23 protein-coding genes are annotated in these 16,032 nt (G+C 38.1%); 20 read left to right on the top strand and 3 right to left on the bottom strand.

Annotated elements, in window-relative coordinates:
• Nucleotides 1-177: 177 nt before the first annotated feature.
• The 18 genes from K0A91_RS10160 to K0A91_RS10075 all read left to right on the top strand — a co-directional run bounded on the left by K0A91_RS10160 (nt 178) and on the right by K0A91_RS10075 (nt 13,040).
• The gene (locus K0A91_RS10160) at nt 178-522 is read left to right on the top strand and encodes a hypothetical protein (protein WP_295010079.1); all 345 of its coding nucleotides are present in this window, start codon (nt 178-180) and stop codon (nt 520-522) included.
• A 306-nt stretch (nt 523-828) separates the two neighbouring features.
• Nucleotides 829-942, top strand: a complete 114-nt coding sequence (rpmJ, locus tag K0A91_RS10155; protein ID WP_008338806.1) for a 50S ribosomal protein L36 — start codon at nt 829-831, stop codon at nt 940-942.
• A 2-nt stretch (nt 943-944) separates the two neighbouring features.
• On the top strand, nt 945-1,307 hold the full coding sequence (gene rpsM / locus K0A91_RS10150; protein ID WP_295010078.1) for a 30S ribosomal protein S13: 363 nt from the start codon (nt 945-947) through the stop codon (nt 1,305-1,307).
• 11 nt (nt 1,308-1,318) lie between these two features.
• A complete protein-coding gene (rpsK, locus tag K0A91_RS10145) occupies nt 1,319-1,711 on the top strand; it encodes a 30S ribosomal protein S11 (RefSeq protein WP_295010077.1) in 393 nt (130 codons plus the stop codon).
• A gap of 11 nt (nt 1,712-1,722) precedes the next feature.
• A complete protein-coding gene (gene rpsD, locus K0A91_RS10140; protein WP_295010076.1) occupies nt 1,723-2,349 on the top strand; it encodes a 30S ribosomal protein S4 in 627 nt (208 codons plus the stop codon).
• 28 nt (nt 2,350-2,377) lie between these two features.
• On the top strand, nt 2,378-3,370 hold the full coding sequence (locus K0A91_RS10135; RefSeq protein ID WP_295010075.1) for a DNA-directed RNA polymerase subunit alpha: 993 nt from the start codon (nt 2,378-2,380) through the stop codon (nt 3,368-3,370).
• A gap of 20 nt (nt 3,371-3,390) precedes the next feature.
• Complete coding sequence (rplQ, locus tag K0A91_RS10130) at nt 3,391-3,741, top strand: 50S ribosomal protein L17 (RefSeq protein ID WP_295010074.1); 351 nt, start codon at nt 3,391-3,393, stop codon at nt 3,739-3,741.
• 197 nt (nt 3,742-3,938) lie between these two features.
• Complete coding sequence (locus tag K0A91_RS10125; protein ID WP_295010073.1) at nt 3,939-5,174, top strand: aldo/keto reductase; 1,236 nt, start codon at nt 3,939-3,941, stop codon at nt 5,172-5,174.
• A 76-nt stretch (nt 5,175-5,250) separates the two neighbouring features.
• Complete coding sequence (locus K0A91_RS10120; protein ID WP_295010072.1) at nt 5,251-5,526, top strand: NifU family protein; 276 nt, start codon at nt 5,251-5,253, stop codon at nt 5,524-5,526.
• A 21-nt stretch (nt 5,527-5,547) separates the two neighbouring features.
• A complete protein-coding gene (locus K0A91_RS10115; RefSeq protein WP_295010071.1) occupies nt 5,548-6,138 on the top strand; it encodes a hypothetical protein in 591 nt (196 codons plus the stop codon).
• Complete coding sequence (locus tag K0A91_RS10110) at nt 6,128-7,423, top strand: UDP-N-acetylmuramoyl-L-alanyl-D-glutamate--2,6-diaminopimelate ligase (RefSeq protein WP_295010070.1); 1,296 nt, start codon at nt 6,128-6,130, stop codon at nt 7,421-7,423. Before K0A91_RS10115 ends, K0A91_RS10110 begins: the two co-directional genes overlap by 11 nt.
• Nucleotides 7,424-7,517: 94 nt before the next feature.
• The gene (locus K0A91_RS10105) at nt 7,518-7,892 is read left to right on the top strand and encodes a (2Fe-2S) ferredoxin domain-containing protein (RefSeq protein WP_295010069.1); all 375 of its coding nucleotides are present in this window, start codon (nt 7,518-7,520) and stop codon (nt 7,890-7,892) included.
• A 9-nt stretch (nt 7,893-7,901) separates the two neighbouring features.
• Nucleotides 7,902-8,267 carry an aspartate 1-decarboxylase gene (panD, locus tag K0A91_RS10100; RefSeq protein WP_295010068.1) on the top strand — a complete coding sequence of 122 codons (366 nt, stop codon included), beginning with the start codon at nt 7,902-7,904 and terminating at the stop codon, nt 8,265-8,267.
• A 2-nt stretch (nt 8,268-8,269) separates the two neighbouring features.
• The gene (locus tag K0A91_RS10095) at nt 8,270-8,578 is read left to right on the top strand and encodes a YbaB/EbfC family nucleoid-associated protein (RefSeq protein ID WP_295010067.1); all 309 of its coding nucleotides are present in this window, start codon (nt 8,270-8,272) and stop codon (nt 8,576-8,578) included.
• Nucleotides 8,578-9,558, top strand: a complete 981-nt coding sequence (locus K0A91_RS10090) for a PDZ domain-containing protein (RefSeq protein ID WP_295010066.1) — start codon at nt 8,578-8,580, stop codon at nt 9,556-9,558. The genes K0A91_RS10095 and K0A91_RS10090 overlap by 1 nt, the downstream gene beginning before the upstream one ends.
• Nucleotides 9,559-9,593: 35 nt before the next feature.
• A complete protein-coding gene (locus K0A91_RS10085; RefSeq protein ID WP_295010065.1) occupies nt 9,594-10,439 on the top strand; it encodes a polyprenyl synthetase family protein in 846 nt (281 codons plus the stop codon).
• Between the two features lie 166 nt (nt 10,440-10,605).
• A complete protein-coding gene (gene tkt / locus K0A91_RS10080; RefSeq protein ID WP_295010064.1) occupies nt 10,606-12,525 on the top strand; it encodes a transketolase in 1,920 nt (639 codons plus the stop codon).
• A gap of 263 nt (nt 12,526-12,788) precedes the next feature.
• Complete coding sequence (locus tag K0A91_RS10075; protein ID WP_295010063.1) at nt 12,789-13,040, top strand: helix-hairpin-helix domain-containing protein; 252 nt, start codon at nt 12,789-12,791, stop codon at nt 13,038-13,040.
• A gap of 62 nt (nt 13,041-13,102) precedes the next feature.
• Here the strand turns inward: K0A91_RS10075 and K0A91_RS10070 are convergent, their stop codons facing one another.
• Both K0A91_RS10070 and K0A91_RS10065 read right to left on the bottom strand, forming a co-directional pair.
• Nucleotides 13,103-13,777 carry an endonuclease III domain-containing protein gene (locus K0A91_RS10070; RefSeq protein ID WP_295010062.1) on the bottom strand — a complete coding sequence of 225 codons (675 nt, stop codon included), beginning with the start codon at nt 13,775-13,777 and terminating at the stop codon, nt 13,103-13,105.
• Nucleotides 13,774-14,682, bottom strand: a complete 909-nt coding sequence (locus K0A91_RS10065) for an AEC family transporter (protein ID WP_295010061.1) — start codon at nt 14,680-14,682, stop codon at nt 13,774-13,776. The genes K0A91_RS10070 and K0A91_RS10065 overlap by 4 nt, the downstream gene beginning before the upstream one ends.
• 56 nt (nt 14,683-14,738) lie before the next feature.
• On the opposite strand from K0A91_RS10065, the gene K0A91_RS10060 reads away from it, so the two are divergent.
• A complete protein-coding gene (locus K0A91_RS10060) occupies nt 14,739-15,059 on the top strand; it encodes a thioredoxin family protein (protein ID WP_295010060.1) in 321 nt (106 codons plus the stop codon).
• On the opposite strand, the gene K0A91_RS10055 is transcribed toward K0A91_RS10060, so the two are convergent.
• A complete protein-coding gene (locus K0A91_RS10055; RefSeq protein ID WP_295010059.1) occupies nt 15,046-15,441 on the bottom strand; it encodes a helix-turn-helix transcriptional regulator in 396 nt (131 codons plus the stop codon). The genes K0A91_RS10060 and K0A91_RS10055 overlap by 14 nt on opposite strands.
• A gap of 191 nt (nt 15,442-15,632) precedes the next feature.
• Here K0A91_RS10055 and K0A91_RS10050 point away from each other — a divergent pair, with 191 nt between their 5' ends.
• The gene (locus K0A91_RS10050; RefSeq protein ID WP_295010058.1) at nt 15,633-15,959 is read left to right on the top strand and encodes a Wzz/FepE/Etk N-terminal domain-containing protein; all 327 of its coding nucleotides are present in this window, start codon (nt 15,633-15,635) and stop codon (nt 15,957-15,959) included.
• The last annotated feature ends 73 nt before the right edge of the window (nt 15,960-16,032 follow it).

Here is a 16,032-nt window from a genome sequence, read left to right as displayed (position 1 = left end):
TTAAAGTAAATCAGCCAAAAAACTGTAAAATTACAGGCAATGGCTAAAATCAGTTTTTTAAAAAGTTAGAAAATTGAGGTTAGAAGGTGTTGGCTTGGTTGCTTGATTGAATTTGCAAGTGGCTCTAAAAATAGTAATATTTTAAAAATTTCGATGTGATTGTATGAGGAGGTTGTTATGACTTTAGGCAAATGCCCATATTGTGAGGACGGTTCTATTGAGGTGCGCGACAAAGAGGTGAGTGGCAAAAAGGTTAAGCTTTATGCATGTTCAAACGCAAATTGGAGAACTGAGGACGGGGAGATGTTTGAGCTGACTCCAAATTCTACATGTAGTTTTAGAATTTGGCAAAATTCACTTGCAAAATATGGAAAATGGTTATCATATAAAGAGGTTAGAGAACTTATTGAAGATAAAAGCATAGAGGTGGAGCTGCTTAGTAAAAAATATGGCAAAAAAGTTTACTACAATAAGCATATTATGCTAAACCACGACTACGGAGTGAGTGTAATATGGGACTGAGATGTAAATAAATAGAGTAAAAGTTTATTAAATCAGATAGAACAAGAGCGCTTAATAAATCTTTTACATTTATTTGTGTATAATCCTCGTCCGCTTTACTGCTTTAACAACAGGCTAGAGTATTTTTACCTATATAGTTATGTATAGACAAAAGTATTGGCAAACTAAAAGTTGTTTGCCTAAAAGCAGTAAATAGCAGGGGATTTATTAGGTTTCATTAACTCTTGCCGCTTGGCAGAGCTTTAGTGACAGAGTAAAAACCGGGCTTTGTTCGGATTTTATGAGAATTTATTGTAAGGACTTTCGATGAAAGTAAGAGCTTCAGTTAAGAAGATGTGTGATGACTGTAAAGTTATCAAAAGAAAAGGCATTGTAAGAGTAATCTGCAAAGTTAAAAAACATAAACAGAGACAAGGATAACCATGGCTCGTATATCAGGTGTTGATTTACCAAAGAAAAAAAGAATAGAGTATGGTCTAACATACGTCTATGGGATTGGTCTTCATGCTTCTCGCAAGATATTAGATGCGACAGGTATTGACTACAATAAAAGAGTTTACGAACTAAGCGAAGATGATGTAGCTGCAATCACTAAAGAGATTCGTGCAAGTCATATAGTAGAAGGTGATCTTCGTAAACAAGTTGCAATGGACATTAAGGCGCTTATGGATTTAGGTTCATACAGAGGTCTTCGTCACCGTCGTGGTCTTCCATGCCGTGGTCAAAAAACTAAGACAAATGCGCGTACTCGTAAGGGTAAACGCAAAACTGTCGGCGCAGCGTAAGGGATTAACAGATGGCAAAAAGAAAAGCTGTTAGAAAAAAAATAGTAAAAAAAAGTATTGCTCACGGAATAGTGCATATTTCTGCATCGTTTAACAATACGCTTGTAACTATTACAGATGAGATGGGCAATATGATTGCTTGGAGTTCAGCTGGTAGCCTTGGTTTCAAGGGTAGCAAAAAATCTACTCCGTTTGCAGCTCAAGCAGCTGTAGAAGATGCAGTAGCAAAAGCTCAAGTACATGGTATAAAAGAACTTGGAATAAAAGTTCAAGGTCCTGGTTCAGGAAGAGAAACTGCAACTAAAGCAGTAGGTTCTATTGAAGGTATCCGTGTGACATTTATGAAAGATGTTACTCCACTACCACACAATGGTTGTCGCGCGCCTAAGCGCCGTAGAGTTTAAGGAGATTACTGATGGCAAGATATAGAGGTCCAGTAGAAAAGATCGAAAGAAGATTTGGAGTTAGCCTTAACCTAAAAGGGGAGCGTCGTTTAGCAGGCAAGTCTGCACTAGAGAAGCGTCCATACGCTCCTGGTCAACATGGCCAGCGTCGTAAAAAAGCTTCTGAGTACGGATTACAGTTAAATGAGAAGCAAAAAGCAAAATTTATGTACGGTATTTCCGAAAAGCAATTCCGCGCACTGTTCGTTGAAGCTAAAAGAAGAGAAGGTAACACTGGTACAAACCTTATTACTTTAATTGAGCAAAGATTAGATAACGTTGTTTATCGTATGGGATTTGCATCAACTCGTCGTTTTGCACGCCAGCTTGTTACTCACGGTCACCTATTGGTTGATGGCACAAAGCTTGATATTCCTTCTTACCGTGTAAGACCTGGTCAGAAGATAGAAATTCGTGAGAGCAGCAAGAACAATACACAGATTAACCGTGCTATCGAGCTTACAAACCAAACTGGCATTGCTCCATGGGTTGATATTGATGCTGATAAAAAATTCGGTATCTTTACTCGTTTACCAGAGCGTGAAGAAGTTGTTATCCCTGTAGAAGAGCGTTTAATCGTCGAGCTTTACTCGAAATAATAGTTAAAATATAAAAGGCGTAAGAGACATGAAAAAGATTAAAACTACTCCACTTGCTCCTCAAGAATTTGAGGTAGAGCAGATTAGTGAGAATGAAGCTAATATAATGGCATATCCTTTTGAAACTGGATATGCTATCTCTTTAGCTCATCCACTTCGCCGTTTTTTGTTAAGTAGCTCGGTTGGTTATGCACCTATAGCTATTAAAATTGAAGGCGCTAAGCATGAGTTCGATTCAGTGCGTGGTATGCTTGAAGATATTTCAGATTTTATTTTAAATCTTAAAGAGATTCGTTTTAAGCTACTTGGTGATGCTACAGAGACAGAGATAAACTACAGCTTTGCCGGTCCCCGTACCATCAAAGGCGGTGATCTTACAAATAATGAAGTGGAAATAGTAACTCCAAATACTCACCTTGCTACATTAAATGAAGATTCTACACTTAACTTTAGTATCAGAATCGCACAGGGTATCGGTTATGTCGCTAGTGAAAATACTTATGATGAGCTAGAAGAGGGATATATAGCGCTTGACGCTTACTTTACTCCTGTTCGCAGCGCAACTTATAGAATAGAAAACGTACTAGTAGAAGATAATCCTAACTTTGAGAGAGTTATTTTAAACATTAGAACTGACGGACAGATTTCTCCGTTAGATGCATTTAGAAACTCTCTAGAAGTTATGTATGCTCAATTGTCAGTATTTAACAGCGAGATAAGCGTTAAAGCTCCAACTACTATAGAGAGAGTTGAAGAGAGCCCGGATCTTAAAAAATTAACTGCACATATTGATAGTTTAGGTTTAAGCGCAAGAAGTTTCAACTGTCTTGACCGCTCAAGCATTAAGCTGGTAGGTGAAATAGCATTGATGAGCACAAATGATCTTAAAAATGTTAAAAACCTAGGTAAAAAATCGTATGATGAGATCGTTGAAAAACTTCAAGAGTTCGGCTATGAAGTTGGTGGCGACTTTGCAGATGATGTTGTTAGCGCATTAAAAAAGAAAATAGAAGCTTTATAAGCTTAATAGAGGAATAATAGATGAGACATCGTCATGGATATCGTAAACTAGGTCGTACAAGCTCACACCGTGCAGCTTTACTTAAAAACCTAAGCATTTCGTTAATAGAACATGGTAAAATTGAAACTACTGTTGAAAAAGCAAAAGAGCTACGCTCTTATGTTGAGAAGCTTATTACTGTTGCAGGTAAGAATGATTCTAACGCTCATAAAGCAGTATTCGCGGCGCTTCAAAGTAAAGAAGCAACAAAGACTCTAGTAAATGAGATAGCTCCTAAGTACGTTGATCGTCCAGGCGGCTATACAAGAATTACTAGAACACGTATTCGCCGTGGTGACGCTACTACTATGGCATTTATCGAGCTTGTTTAATTAAGTACACAAAAGGAACAAAGTCCCTTTTGCTACGCTAACGCTGAGTTTTACCCATAGGGCATAAAGACTCGGCGTCAAGCCCATACTCCAAGGGCACTTAGTCGGGCGCGCACAGCAAAGCCGTGCTTTTTAACCCTTTCATATACATAATAAACTTCCCAATTCTAAAATACTTTAATTATAAGTGAGACATTATGAGTAATTTCGCATTTGGAACTTACAGAATTAGTGATTTAAATTTGCAACATGTAGAAGCATTAAAAGAGGCTTTACGTTCAGGCATAACAATGATTGATACCTCGTCTAACTATATGGACGGCGGAGCTGAGCGCGCAATAGCATTGGCATTTAGCGAGTTTGACGAGAGCATAAAAGATGAAGTCGAAGTACTCAGCAAATTCGGATATATACAGGGCAGCTCTTTAGAGAGTTATAAAGAGGATGTGGCATTTAGAGGGAGCGTTCAAGATGTTGTTAAGTACTCTACTGACTGCTACCACTCCATATCAAAATCATTTTTGCATAATCAGCTGACACTATCACTAGAGAGGCTGGAGCTTGATAGAATAGGATGTTATCTCATACACAACCCTGAGTACTATCTTTTAGATGCTATAAACAGTGGCACTCCAAAAGATGAGAGACTTGATGAGATGTGCAGAAGAATTGAAGATGCTTTTGTAGGTCTTGAAGAGGAAGTGAGGGACGGAAGAATCCTATCTTATGGAATAAGCTCAAACAGTTTTTCTCTGAGTGAGTCAGATGATGAGTTTTTGCCTTATGAGGACCTGATTACTTTGGCGCAAAATGCCGCAAATATAGTAGGCAACCCTAGACATAGCTTTACAACTATAGAGTTTCCTATTAATATTCTTGAGAGAGAGGGCTTAAAATGTGCTTCTTGGGCAAAAGCAAACGGACTGAGAGTTTTAGCGAACAGACCTTTAAATGCAAAATACAAAAACAAAATGTACCGTCTTGCCGAGTACGAGGAGAGCAGGGACTATTATCACCACTTAAACGAACTGCTTGATATTTGCGATACTCCTGAGTTAAAAGCGCTATATAATCTTATAGAGCAGCTTGATGACAACAAACACAAGTTTGGCTGGATAGGTAATTATGATATATTTTTGTTTACGCAGATTATCCCGCATATCAAAAAAACATTAGAGGCACTGGATGAAAACATCAGAAATGCAATGCTTAACTCTATTGACCTCTTTTTGGCGGAATACAAGAAAATGGTGGCGTATGAGTGCTCAATAACTGCCAAGAGAGAGCTTGGAGATTTTTTTAAAGAGTGCCACACTTCTATGCAGGAGTGCGCTATAAAATTTTTAATGAATTGCCAAGATGTCGATTATATTCTTGTTGGAATGAGAAAACCTTTGTATGTGAATCAAATCCTACCTTTGGAAAGAAGGTGATATTTTTTAGCACTTGTTAAGCGATTTTGTCATATCTTATGAATCTAATAAAATAGACAAATATTAAAGGATGGGTATGATTCCATTTACAGACGAAGAGTTGATGAATCCGGTGAAAAATGTTATTGACAAGGTTCGCCCATCTTTAGCTTTAGACGGCGGAGATATAATTTTTATAACAGTTAAAAATTCAAAGGTCTACATTCAGCTCAGGGGTGCGTGTATAGGTTGTGCAAGCAGCGGAACGACGCTGAAATATGGCGTTGAGAGACAGCTTAGGATGGATATTCATCCAGAACTGACGGTAATTAATGTGCCGCTTGGCATGGAGAACGATATGGATAATTTATAAAAAATGTGAGGGAGGGGTATTATGGCAATTAGCAAATACAAAACATTATCGCAAGCAAAAGAGAGCTTTACCAAATCAGATTATAAAAATGCATTGGAAAAATTTGCCGCAGTGCTACAAAATTTTCCTAACTCAAAAGAGGCTTATAACGGCGTTATTCTTGCCGAGATGGCACTAAGCGGAGAGGGCGGCGCAGAAGCTCTTTTTGACTACTATGAAGTTTTAAAAGAGGAAGACAAAGAGCAAGCTGATGTTATTATGAGCGATATACTGCAAAACATGGACGGCTCTTTGGAAAAATTACGAGAAGTCTTTTCTGAACCTATGCGTGATAGAATCGAGTTTGAAGACGGTATTTTGTACAAAGATTTTAAAGATTTAGTCGATGAGAGCGGAAATTTTAAAGAAATATTTGAGAACATAATGTTTTCTACAAGAGTGATTATTACACAAAAAGAGGATTTTATAGACTTTTTAGACAAGCTGATTGAGCACGATTTTGCGGAGATGGCTCTTACGTATCTTGAAAATGCGCTAAGCGTCTATCCGAGCGACCAATTGCTCAAAAAACTGCTTAAAAAATTGGCAAAAGGCAAAAAAATTGAAAATTGAGCTTCCCGAGGAAGATTTTAAATATATCACTGAAAATTCTCGGGAGTGCGACAAAGAGACGGCTTTTGTTTTAACTCCGCAGAATGAAAAATATCTTCAAAGTGCAAGAGAAAACAGTGCACACTCAGTAATAAACATAAAAGATGTCGCAAAGCTCTTTGGAGTTGATAAGATAAAAATTGTAGGAATTACCGGTACTAACGGCAAAACAACAACCGCAAGCGCAATCTACTCATTTTTATTGGATTTGGGTTATAAGGCTGCCATGCAGGGGACTCGCGGTTTTTTCATGAATGATGAAACTATAGAGGGAAAAAGTCTTACAACCCCCTCCGTCCTCAATACGTACAGACATATATATCAGGCAGTATGCGCAGGATGCGACTTTTTCATAATGGAAGTAAGCTCGCATGCAATCGCGCAAAAAAGAGTAGAGGGGCTAAATTTTGAGCTTAAAATTCTTACAAACATTACTCAGGACCACCTTGATTTTCACAAGACGATAGGCGAATATATCGCTACTAAAAACAGTTTTTTTCAAGATGATGGAAGAAAGCTTATAAACAAAGATGAGCCAAAAGCATCATTTAGTATTAAAAACACTTTCACTTACGGTATAGAAAATCCCTCAACATACAGACTAATCGCCTATTCACTAAACAGTGCAACAAGCGGAATAATTCAGCACTTTAAAGATGTTGTTCCTTTCACATCCGCGCTTCACGGTTTTTTCAATCTCTACAACCTTATGGCTGCTGTATCTGCGACACATCTTTTAACCGGAAAAAAACTTGAAGATGTTGCTGCTGTGGTAGATAACTTCGCGGGAGTAAGCGGCAGAATGGAGCAGGTAAGCGAAGTGCCAAACGTTATAGTTGACTTTGCACATACGCCAGACGGTATCCAGCAGGTTTTAAACGCGCTAAAAGAGAAAGAGCTTCTTGTTGTTTTTGGAGCAGGCGGAGACAGAGACAGAAGCAAAAGACCTTTAATGGGGAGAGTTGCCGCAAGTTTGGCGAAAAAACTCTACATTACAAGTGACAATCCAAGAAACGAAGATCCTCAAGACATAGTAAATGATATTTTAGCGGGTATTGAAGACAAAGCAATAGTCAATGTGGAGCTAAACAGAAAAAAAGCTATCGAGATGGCACTTAGTGACCAAAGGGATAATGAAGTTGTCGTTATTCTCGGCAAAGGTGATGAGACTTATCAAATTATATATGATGAGAAGTTCCCGTTTGATGACAGGGAAGTAGTAAGAGAGTTGTTGAAAATAAAGTAATATAAATCTTAAGCATGTAAACTTCTTGCTATGTGTTATTATTTATGAGGTTATTTTTGATATAATTGCGAAAAATTTTATAAGGGTGGTATTAATGGGAATTCCTCAGCCGGCATTTTATATATTTAAATGTGAACAATCAGCTCCTCCTGGCATGCCGAAACCTTCGTGTGTTACGCCTCAGACTCAGGATTTGTTCCAGTATTTGGCACAGAAATTGATGAAAGAGGGCGTGATGGGAACAGTCCAGCCTATTCGTACATCATGTTTAAATCGCTGCAGCTCAGGTCCAGTTATGCTTGTAGAGCCTGGACACTTTATGTATGCGGCTTTAACAAAAGAAAAAATAGATAGAATAGTAGAAGAGCACATCATCGGCGGAAGTGTCGTAAAAGAGTACCTTATAGGTTCTGACATGTGGGATGAGCCAATCTCTCCTTGTGATATGAAAAAACAGATGGGAATGTAGGAAAATAAGATGACTATAGAAATGTTGTACAGCAAAATTCATCGCGCTACGGTAACTGATGCTAACCTAAACTATGTTGGTTCTATTACAATAGATCAGGAGCTAATGGAAGCTGCAAAGATGAGGGTTGGACAAAAAGTTGAGATATTGAACATCAATAACGGTGAGAGATTTTCGACATATATTATATTAGGCGAGCGCGGCAAGAGAGATATCTGCTTAAACGGCGCAGCAGCTAGAAAAGTTCACAAGGGTGACAAAATTATCATAGTTGCGTACGCTACTTATGAAGAAAAAGAGTTAGAAACATATAAACCAAGAGTTGTTTTAGTAAACGAAGAGAACAACATCGAAGAAATCTTAGAAGAGATATAGATATGTTTGGAAACTTGAGCAATATGGGCAAGATGCTTGAGGGAATGCAGGAAAATGCAAAGAAACTTCAAGTTGAGCTTGAGTCTAAAGTTTTTAAGGTAAAAAGCGGCGGCGGATTGGTTGAAGTGACCATAAACGGCAAATGTGAAGTAACTGATATCAATATTGATGATTCACTTCTTAGCGATAAAGAGTCGTTGCAGATACTGCTAATCGGCGCGATAAACGATGCCAATAAAATGGTAGAGGATAATAGAAAAAACAGCGCTTTGGGTATGCTGAGCGGCGTAAATCCTTTTGGAGGCAAGTAGTGTTTAGGCTATTTGTAGCGCTGAACCTTCTTTTTATAAACCTCTACGCATGCAAGGGTGGCATAGACTCCTGCAAACTTAAAGTGATAGATTCAGAGTCTATCGTAAAACAAACACTGCAAATTCCACTGCAAAACAATCAAAGATTAATTTTTTCAACCACTGCTCCAAATGCTAAAATTCTTAAACATGACCCATACCTCTCGCTCTATCTTGTAGAGGATAAAAAAGGTTTCAAATATCCATTCAAACTCAACATGAATATCCCTTCGGGAGTTTTTTGCGTAGACAACAAAAGCGTTATTGAGGGAAAAATCATAAAAAGGCAAGTTGGGCTAAACAGCTTTGCAATATTCAGCAAGCAGATATCTTCGCCTAGCTTATTGCTAAACAGTTGCTGTGCACTTGAGGGAATAGTAACTGACCGTGGGATAATCCAAAGAGAGTATATCGAGCGCTTTTTAAAGGTAAAAAAAGTTACCTACGGAGATTTTGGCATAAGGGTTAAGAGCGTAAACTCTGCAGTAGTAGTCATAAGCTCCAACCCGTTTTTAAAAGAGAACAGCTTTAAAAAAGGTGACATAATTGTGGAGCTTGACGGCAAGAGAGTAAAAGAGAGTGCGAGATTTATGAGAGATGTGCTCTTTAGTGAAATCGGCTCTCTTCATACTCTGAAGATAAAGCGTGCCAATGAGCTTCTTACCATAAGTGCAAAGACTCAAAACAGAGTAGGCGGCGGATATCTCAGCGATACGTTTTTAGAGTTCTTGGGAATATCGTTTGACAAGAATCTTTTTATAACTAAAATAGAGAAAAAAGCTGAGCGCCACGGACTAAAACTAGGTGATCAGCTGCTTCAGGTAAACAAAAAAGATGTAAAGAGAGAGGGCGATATATTAGAAATAGTAGATAATCAAAATAAGAGCACCCAACTTCTCTTCGAAAGAGAACATTTTCAGTTTTTTGTGAAAGTAAATTAGATAGAATTTCATACTAAAAATAGAGGCGCCCACGAATGAAAAACTTTGAGCAATTTTTACTAAATCATCTGCCTGCTTCAAAAAGTATTCATCCTACATATGAAGAGGCATTGCAGAAGATGTTAGTTGCAGGCGGGAAGAGATTTCGCCCTGCTCTTTTGCTCGGCGTTGTAAAAGCGTACAATCCTCTTTTGGTCGGTGGAGCTTGTCATGCCGCTTATGCAATTGAGCTTTTGCATACATATTCGCTCATTCATGACGACCTGCCTGCAATGGACAATTCGCCACTACGACGCGGGGAGCCGACTCTGCATGTACTATTTGATGAAGTGACGGCAATTTTGGTGGGCGATGCGTTAAACACCTACTCTTTTGAGGTTTTGAGCAACGCTCCTTTTTCGGACTATACAAGAGTCGCTCTTATCAGAGAGCTTGCAACTAACGGTGGTTTAGGCGGTATGGTTTTAGGACAGGCAATAGACTGCTATTTTGAAAACAGACCGCTTGGCATAGATGATGTCAGGGTTCTGCATACAAATAAAACGGCGAAACTTATTGCGGCTTCTCTTAAAATGGGTGCTATTATTATCGGTGATGAGAAACTTGCCGATGAGCTTTATGATTTTGGTATTAGACTTGGACTTCTTTTTCAGATACAAGATGATATTTTAGATGTGACACAAAGTTCGGAGGTGGCCGGAAAATTAACAAACAATGATAAAGCGAAGAATAGTTTTGTGACGCTTATTGGACTCGATGAAGCGCTAAGAGAAGCAGATGAGTTGGCGGAAGCGCTTACAAAAGAGATGGATGGTTTTGATGAGAAGCTCAAAAATGAGCTACTTCCGCTTCTTGTCCACTATATAAACAGACATAAATAGCTAACCTACGCATTTTTACAAAAAAGGCGTAAAAAATACTTTGTAGTTCTCGAAAAACTTGTTTTTCGTAGCTTCAGGGGGTTGTAGGGACTTTAGTCCCTGCCGCTAAAGCGGACGCGTTCGTTTTAGTGCATAACATCAAATAATAAACAAAGGTAATAAGATAATGAGTAATGAAATGCGCCAAAAAATGGCAAACACAATTAGATTTTTAGCAGCCGATATGGTTCAAGCAGCAAATTCAGGGCATCCGGGCGCACCGATGGGTTTGGCGGACATTGCAGTTGTTTTAAGTGAGCATTTGAATCACAATCCTAAAAACCCATCTTGGTTAAACCGCGATAGAGTTGTTTTTTCTGGTGGTCATGCAACAGGACTTATCTACTCTCTTTATTATCTTTGGGGATACGGTTTAACTATCGAAGATTTGAAAAACTTTCGCCAGTTAAACTCAAAAACTCCTGGGCATCCTGAATTTGGTCATACGGAGGGTGTTGAGATAACAACCGGTCCTCTTGGACAAGGTATTGCAAATGCGGTCGGTTTTGCGATGGCTTCAAAATTTATGGGCGCTCAGGTTAACTCCGATACGGCAAAAGTTATAGATCACAATGTTTACTGCTTATGCGGTGATGGAGACTTAGAAGAGGGTGTTAGTTACGAAGCATGCTCTATCGCAGGACACAACAAGCTTGACAACCTGATTCTTATCTATGACTCTAACCGAATTACTATAGAGGGTTCGACAAGTTTAAGTATCAGTGAAAATATCCGTCTTCGCTTTGAGTCGCAAGGTTGGGATGTTTTGGAGTGTGACGGACATAATTTTGATGAGATTGACGATGCAATTACCACTGCAAAAACAAATAAAAAACCGACTATTATCATTGCAAATACGACTATTGCCAAAGGCGGCGGGAAGCTTGAGGGTTCTCATCACTCTCACGGTGCTCCTCTTGGCAGCGATGTGATTGCTGAGGCAAAGAGTGCTTGTGGATTTGATGCGACAAAGAGTTTCTATGTAGATGAAGATGTTATGGCTCGTTTTAGATGTGCGATAGAGAAGGGTGATTTGGCAGAGCGTGAGTGGGTACATAGTCTTAAAACTCTTCCTTTAATGGAGCAAAATGAGACGCTTGCGGCACTTCAAAATCCTGATTTTTCAAGAATCCAGTGGCCGATATTCGACAAAGCGGATGCGACAAGAAATACAAACGGAAAAATTTTAAATGCAATCGCAAAAGGCATCCCAAGCTTTTTAGGCGGAAGCGCGGATTTGAGCCCGTCAAATAAAACTGAATTAGTTAACATGGGTGTTTATCCAAAAGGCAGAAATATCTACTTCGGTATCCGCGAACATGCAATGGCTTCAATTACCAATGCGATTGCTCTCTATGGACCGCTTATGCCGTTCTCCGCAACGTTTTTCGTCTTTTCAGACTACTTAAAACCTGCAGCAAGAATTGCTGCACTTGCAGGAATCCAGCAATTTTTTATCTGGACGCATGACAGTATCGGTGTCGGTGAAGATGGTCCTACACACCAGCCGATTGAGCATTTAAGCCAGTTTAGAGCGCTGCCAAACTTCTATGTTTGGAGACCTGCAGACGGTGCGGAGAATATTGAAGCATGGAAAACTGCTCTTAATATGAAAAAATCTCCATCTGCTTTTGTGTGTTCACGCCAAAATCTATCAGTTCTTCCGGCTGCGGTTAAAGGGAGCGCTGATAGAGGCGGATACCTTCTTGCAAGCGATGAGGACGCAACTATAACTTTGATGGCAAGCGGAAGCGAAGTAGAACTTGCTCTTAAAGTAAAAGTTGCTCTAAATGAAAAAGGAACTAAAGTAGATGTAGTTTCTGTTCCGTGTTATGACCTTTTTATTGAACAAGATAGAGCGTATATCGACTCGATTATCAAACCTAATAGCAAGAAAGTGGCTATTGAAGCGGCTCGCGGCTTAGAGTGGTACCGCTTTGCAGATGAGGTTATCGGCATGGATACATTCGGTGCTTCAGCTCCGGCAGATAAACTTTTTGCAAAGTTCGGTTTCTCGGTAGAAAATATTCTCTCGAAAATTAAATAATTTGCTTATAGGCTAATTGCCTATAAGCAAAACCTCTTTATTTTATCTCCTATATATATTAAATCTTTAAAAAACCTTTACGCTTCTAAAAACTAGATTGTCGTGCTTGTCATTGCGAGGCTTTAGCCGTGGCAATCTAAGAGTGAGTTTTTAGAGATATCCACTCGCAAAAATAGAAAATTTTATTAGATTTTATTAATAATTAATGTTAATTTAATATTAGTAAAGTAAAATTTAACATCTTTAGTTAAAAGGAGTTAGAAATGAAGTTGTTGTCACTATTGATTTTGGGTGCCGTTTTATGTTTTGGAGCGGTAGATATTAACAAAGCGGATAAGGCTGAACTGATGAGTATTAACGGTGTTGGCGAGGCAAAAGCAAACGCTATTTTAGAGTATAGAAAAGCAAATGAGTGTTTTAGTAGCGTAGACGAACTAAAAGAGGTTAAGGGCTTTGGCGATAAATTTTTAGACAAAAACAGAAGCAATATTACGGCAGTCGGCTGTAAAAAATAATATGTTAGAAATCTACATGTATCTTTTACATGTAGATAATTTAAGCCACTTTCTTTAAAAAATCAAATAATATCTTTTAAAAAACACCCTTTGGCATAAGGCTTTTTCGAGTAGAAGTGTTTGCCGTGTTCTACGATAAGTGCATGAAATTCTTGATAGATTATGCGCAACTCCTTCTCATCTTTTACACACTCTTTTAGGGAGCTTTGCATAAAGGATTTTATCTCGGAGTATTTTGTTTTCTCATCTGCAAAACCTAACTCAATTAACAATCTTTTTGTATAGGCATCTACTTTAAACTCTCTCTTATTGTAACCGTAGAGCAACATAGAGTCCGCCGTCTCTTCCCCGACACCCTTCACATGTAAAAGAGCCTCTCTTGTGGGAGTAGCACCTTTTAGACTTTTGTAAAATTTTATAAACTCTAAAATATACTCTGTTTTTTGGTTGAAATAGCCTGATGGTCTGATAGCCTCTTTTAGTTCGTCTATATCCATACTCTCTATTGCATCTGCATGTAGAGCACTCTTTACATGTAGATTGTTTAACGATTTTACGACGGAAGCAAATGTAGTGTTTTGAGTAAGGATTGAGCCTAGGCAGACCTCAAATATCTCGTTGCTCTCTCTTGGAAAACTGTAATCCAGTTTGTGGTATCCATAGCCTGTTATAGGCCACCAACCCTGCGGTCCGTAATTTTCATACAATATTTTGTAGATGTTATATATTTTGTTCATAAATATGTCAACACCTTAACACCCGCAAAAATTGCTCCCATAAAAATAACGGAGGAGATGAAGACAAGAGCTGTTACGACCTTTGGTTTGCAGCCATAAAGAGAGGCAAAATTGACGTTTGCAATGGCGAGCGGAACCATAAGCTCTATAAAGATTATCCCTTTTATCATTGAGTCAAGTTCTATATTATAGAGAATTAAAAAAGCGATGCCTGGCAGAAATAGAAATTTTGTGCTCATAACCCAGATAGTGAGTTTTTTGCTTATCTCATTTATTTTAGTACCGTAGAGATAAAGACCAAATAAAAAGAGCTGCATAACGATGGAAGCATAAGCCCCCATCATAAGCACTTTCATTATCTCATCGTTTGGTTTGTATCCCTGCATGCTAAGGATTATTGCCGCTACAGCCGCCCATAAAATAGGGAGTTTAACTATATTTTTTAGCGATGTTTTTACGTCAAAACTCCCTCTTGAGTAGTAATAAACTCCTATGGTATAAACAACAAACACGTTCATAAGATTTATAATAGTCGTATACGGAATGGACTCTTCACCGAAAATTGCTATGTTTAAAGGTATGCCCAAATTTCCTGTATTGCCTATAATAGCCGCAACTGTTGCAATGGAGTACTCTTTTTTATCTTCAAAGAGCCTCTTTGCAACCAGTGCCGAGATAAGTAAAACTATAGCAACGATAACTAGATATACGGAGGGCGCATAAAGAAGCGTGATGTCAACGGGGCGAATCAGAAGTCCCCAAAATGTTAAAAAAATCTGTAAAAAATAGACGTTTATAAGCGTAATTGTCTTATCGTCGATGCTCTCTTTAAAGCTCATTTTTGCGATAAAGCCGATAAGTATAAATATATAGATGCCGAGTATTGAAAATATTATGGAACTCATAAAGGGATTATAACAGATAGTGTATAATTCCCCACCAAAAAAAGAGGTGCTCCCTTATGCAAAACAGAGATGAGATAAAAAAAATTCTAGAAGAAAATCCAGCCGTTATGCTCTACTTTTCAGCACCCACATGCAACGTTTGTCACGCCCTAAAACCAAAGCTTTTTGAAGCAATAAAGAGCAACTTTAAAGAGTTTCAAATCATAAGTATAGACACTTCAGTAGATCAAGAGACAGCCGCTTATTTTAACGTTTTTGCTATCCCTACCGTTTTGGTTTTTCTTGAGAGCAAAGAGTTTTTAAGAAAATCGCGCCACATGAGCGTCGATGAGGTTATAAGAGAGATAAAGCGCCCTTATGAAATTATGATGAGGTAGGCTCTTTTACTCCATCATCATAGCTTTTTTTAAACCTTTGCAAAGTCACTTTGATATGTTCTATCATATTTTTTGGAGCATATTGTATAAGCTCTATAATCTCTCTTACATCTTTTGAGTATCTTATGTTGAATTCAGTGGAGTATTCTAAGTCAAAGTTGAATAACTCCTGCTCTTTTATATTTAGCGCTTCTGCTATATATGGTATCAGCTCTATTTTTATCTCTCTTCTGCCGCTTAAATAGCCGTAAATACTCGAATAGCTCGGCGCTTCTCCCGTTGTTCTAAGTCTTGGGTTTAAAGATAGAAATTTATCTGCAAACTCTTTTTTGGACATATTTTTTTCACTAATAAGATAATTTATTTTCTCAAATACTTCCAAAACAGATGCCTTTGTTTACTATAAGTAAAAATTTGTCATATCGTAAGATAATGCAAAGGACTATTTGTGTAAAGTTTTACCAATAGTAAAATTAAGGGCAAATTGTGAATATATATTTTAAGAGTTCAGTTGTGATGCTGGTGATTTTAGGTGTCTGGGTCTATTTAGTTTCCACAATGGATGTGTTTTAAATGATCCAGCAATCACATTTAAGCGCAAACGGTATTGAAGAAGATGAGATTGACCTGAGAGAACTTTTTAAAATTTTAGTTCGCTATAAATACTTCATAGTTATTTTTACTCTTGTTGTAACTTTTGGAGCGATAGTTTATGTTTTGTTAAAAACCCCAATCTATGAAGTAAAGTCTAATGTTCAGGTGGGGTACATAGGAGAGACTCTTATAGTAGAACCAGACACACTGGTAAAAACTCTAAATCTTGTTTTTAATGTTGAAGACAAACCTTCTGCAAAAAACGGTTCAAATCGGACACTAATGTCGGTTGAGTTCGGACAGTGATGTCGGTTCTAATCGGACAGTGGTGTCGGAAATGATTCGGACACTTTGGAGTAAAAACCGACACTTAAGTTTA

The sequence above is a fragment of the Sulfurimonas sp. genome, from assembly GCF_019429335.1.
GTDB lineage: Bacteria > Campylobacterota > Campylobacteria > Campylobacterales > Sulfurimonadaceae > Sulfurimonas.
The sequence above is the reverse complement of the archived record's forward strand: the minus strand, read 5'-3'. Positions and strand labels throughout refer to the sequence as shown.